At 49.2% G+C, this 3147-nt stretch carries 5 protein-coding genes; 1 reads left to right on the top strand and 4 read right to left on the bottom strand.

Annotation, left to right across the window (positions count from 1 at the left end; genetic code table 11):
• Positions 1–417: 417 nt before the first annotated feature.
• The 4 genes from efp to U9P07_07145 form a co-directional block, all read right to left on the bottom strand.
• Complete coding sequence (gene efp, locus U9P07_07160) at positions 418–978, bottom strand: elongation factor P (GenBank protein ID MEA2109182.1); 561 nt, start codon at positions 976–978, stop codon at positions 418–420.
• A gap of 126 nt (positions 979–1104) precedes the next feature.
• Positions 1105–2208, bottom strand: coding sequence for an aminopeptidase P family protein (locus U9P07_07155; GenBank protein ID MEA2109181.1), 1104 nt, complete (start codon positions 2206–2208; stop codon positions 1105–1107).
• Positions 2205–2651: a type II 3-dehydroquinate dehydratase gene (gene aroQ / locus U9P07_07150; protein ID MEA2109180.1), complete on the bottom strand. Its 447-nt coding sequence runs from the start codon at positions 2649–2651 to the stop codon at positions 2205–2207. Before aroQ ends, U9P07_07155 begins: the two co-directional genes overlap by 4 nt.
• Entirely contained in the window at positions 2648–2929 is a 282-nt protein-coding gene (locus tag U9P07_07145; protein MEA2109179.1) for a hypothetical protein, read from the bottom strand. The genes aroQ and U9P07_07145 overlap by 4 nt, the downstream gene beginning before the upstream one ends.
• Before the next feature lie 69 nt (positions 2930–2998).
• Between U9P07_07145 and U9P07_07140 the strand changes: the two genes are divergently transcribed.
• Entirely contained in the window at positions 2999–3121 is a 123-nt protein-coding gene (locus tag U9P07_07140) for a hypothetical protein (protein ID MEA2109178.1), read from the top strand.
• The last annotated feature ends 26 nt before the right edge of the window (positions 3122–3147 follow it).

The raw sequence follows: 3147 nt of genomic DNA, 5'->3' as shown, positions 1-3147 counted from the left end.
CTAAAGGCTAAAGGCTAAAGGCTAAAGGTTCAAGGCTCAACTTTCTGAGTTGTTCTAAAAACAGCGGAAAGAAATTTACAAGGATGTTCAGGCATGGCTCTCGCTCATTCTCGCCGGCCGTCCATGGGCTGCCTGTGCGTGCCGCACGCAGACAGGCCGGCTTCCGAGGCGTCCGCCGCGAATCACGTCGTGTGATTCGTTCGGCGGCCAATACCGCCTGCCTGTCGGCAGACAGGCTATAAGCCAAGCCCAAACATCCGGTAAGTATGTCCCTGGCAACGCAAGTCAGAAAGTTGAGTTCAAGGTGTTTTTCCCTATACCGTACACCTTATACCGTAAACCGTATTTATATCCCACCCAGGTAGACGAAGGTTGCAGTATAACGAAGAAGATATATTTTTTTTTACGAAGACATCATCATATTTTGACCCGCTCAATATATTCACCGGTGCGGGTGTCTATTTTTAATCGGTCTCCCTCCTCGATAAACAAGGGTACCTGGATTTTGGCTCCAGTATCTACCGTTACCGGTTTGCTGGCTCCACTGGCAGTGTCCCCCTTGAGCCCTGGCTCAGCCTCCACCACCTCCAGTTCGACAAAAATCGGTAATTCCAGATTGATGGGTCGGTTCTGATAGAAAAGAATGCTGACGTTGGTGTTTTCCTGCAAAAAGTTCTTGCTGTCCCCAATAAGTTCAGCCGACAGGTCAATTTGTTCATAGTTGGCGTTGTCCATGAAATGATACTCGTCATCCTTGTAAAGGAACTGCATTTCCTTTTCTTCAATGTCGGGTTTGCCGACTTTTTCACCGGAACGGAAGGTCTTGTCAACAACTCTGCCGTTGAGCAGATTTTTTAGTTTCGTACGAACAAAAGCACCGCCTTTGCCGGGCTTAAAATGCTGGAAATCGACTATAATATAGGGTTCATTGCTCAATTCGATGCGCAGTCCCTTGCGGAAATCAGTGGTTGAATACATGTTTTCTTGCTCCTTACATTCTGTCTGTGTTGTTGAACGGGTTTATTGTTACTTTAGGTTGCGACTATCAGGATTACGGCTTATGGATGATGCAGACAGCAGCGGTCAGCAATTCCGGTGAGCATTCTATTCGATAATAGCCGATTCAAGCTGTTTGTCAAGGGTGGTCAATATCAGGCTTCCCTGGCTGGTAAGATAAATCATATCTTCCAGCCGGATTCCCCATTGATGGGGGAAATAGCAGCCTGGTTCAATGGTGAATACCATGTTGGCGGCCAAAGTATCGCTGGAACGGGAAGAAATGGATGGCGCTTCATGGATTTCCAGCCCAACTCCATGGCCGGTACCGTGACTGAAATATTCACCGTAACCGGCCTGCTCTAAGATTTCCCTGACAATATGGTCAAGTTCTTTGGCACTAATTTCAGGCCGGGCGGCCTTGATGCCGGCCTGCTGGGCCAGGAAGACCGCCTGGTAGACACGTTTTTGTTTTTCATTCGGTTCCCCGAGGAAAACAGTGCAGGTTTGATCACTGTGATATCCCTGATAGCAGGCTCCAAAGTCAATGGTTATCATATCTCCCGGGGCAATGGGTTTTTCTGAGGCGACGCCATGGGGCAGGGAGCTTCGATAGCCGCTGGCGACGATCAGGTCGAAAGCGGTTCCTTCCGCTCCTCGGCGTTTCATCTGATATTCCAGTTCCAGGGCGACATCTTGTTCGGTGATGCCGGGTTTGATCAGGGTGATCGTTTGCTGGTAAGCCTCTTCAGCGATGGCAATGGCCTCTTTAATTAGGGCCAGCTCTTCTTTATCCTTATGGAGTCTGGGGGTGCTGATCGGTTGCTGACAGAAAATGGTTTGTAAGCGGGGGATTCTTTTTTTCAGCTCCCGGTCGCGGAAGATGGAAAAGCTTTGTTCTTCAATTCCCAGTAAAGTAATTTTTCGTTCAGCCAGATTTGAACACATCTGATTGAAAGAATCAATCTGGACCAGGGAGATTTCCCCTGGAAGTTCGCTGGCGGCCTGGGTAGTATAACGGCCATCGGTAAAACAAGTTACCTCGTCTGCTTCAACCAGCAGAAAACCGCTGTCACCGGTGAAGCCACCGTAATATCGCAGGGATGGAAGGGTATGGAGGAAGAATGCCTCTGCCTGGTTTGCGGATAATTGAAGCTTGAGCTTGCTCAGATGGCGGCTGGCTGCCTGATTGTTGTTTTTCGGGATGTTCATGATTTTATTTGCAGCAGCAGAGCGGCGGCTTCAACTGCAAGCAGATAGCCGTGATAGCTAAAACCGCTGATCAGCCCGGCACAGACCGGGGAGGTAAGCGATGTGTGTCGGAAAGGCTCCCGCTTACTGATCTGACTTAGATGGATTTCGATGACCGGGATGGAAATAGCGGCAATAGCATCCCGGATGGCGATACTGGTATGGGTATAAGCCGCTGGATTGAGGATGACAGCCTTGCAATCATGGGCTGCTTCCTGCAGCAGATCAACGATTTCTCCTTCGTGATTGGTTTGAACGCAATGGACCTCCAAACCTAGTTGACTGGCCCGCTGGCTGATCTGTTCATTGATCAGGGGCAGGGTAGTGGTTCCGTAAATTTCCGGTTCGCGGTTTCCTAAGAGATTGAGATTCGGGCCATGGATAACCAGCAATGATGTCTTCATAATTCTTCCTTTATCTGCCTGAGAAATGTATTCAGATAATCAATCTGGGCTTTTATTATTGTGGTTTGGTCAGGAACATCGGGTTGTTTAGCTGTATATTCCCGGTCAATTTCTGTTAATATTTCCTGCATATGGGCATATTTTTCCGGATCCTGACCGTAAATTTCCTGGTATACCTGCCGGGCCTGTTGCCAATGGCCCTGGGAGAGCAGCAGTTGGGCCATGGTTTCAGTTCTTATGGTTGGGCCGCCATCGGTTTTGGTTGTATCGTCACTCATTTCTTTACTTCTCTACTTTCTGAGTTGCTCTAAAAACAGCTGAAAATAAATCTCCAGGGATGTTCCAGCATGGCTCTTGCTCATTCTCGCCGGCCGTCCATGGCCTGCCTGTGCGTGCCGCACGCAGACAGGCCGACTTGTGGGGACACCGCTAAAGCAATGTCCCCGGGCGTCCGTCGCGAATCACAATAGGGGACAGTTTTAAAACTGTCCCCACC

Source organism: Pseudomonadota bacterium (assembly GCA_034660915.1).
GTDB lineage: Bacteria > Desulfobacterota > Anaeroferrophillalia > Anaeroferrophillales > Anaeroferrophillaceae > DQWO01.
This window is presented reverse-complemented; position numbering and strand designations above follow the sequence as displayed.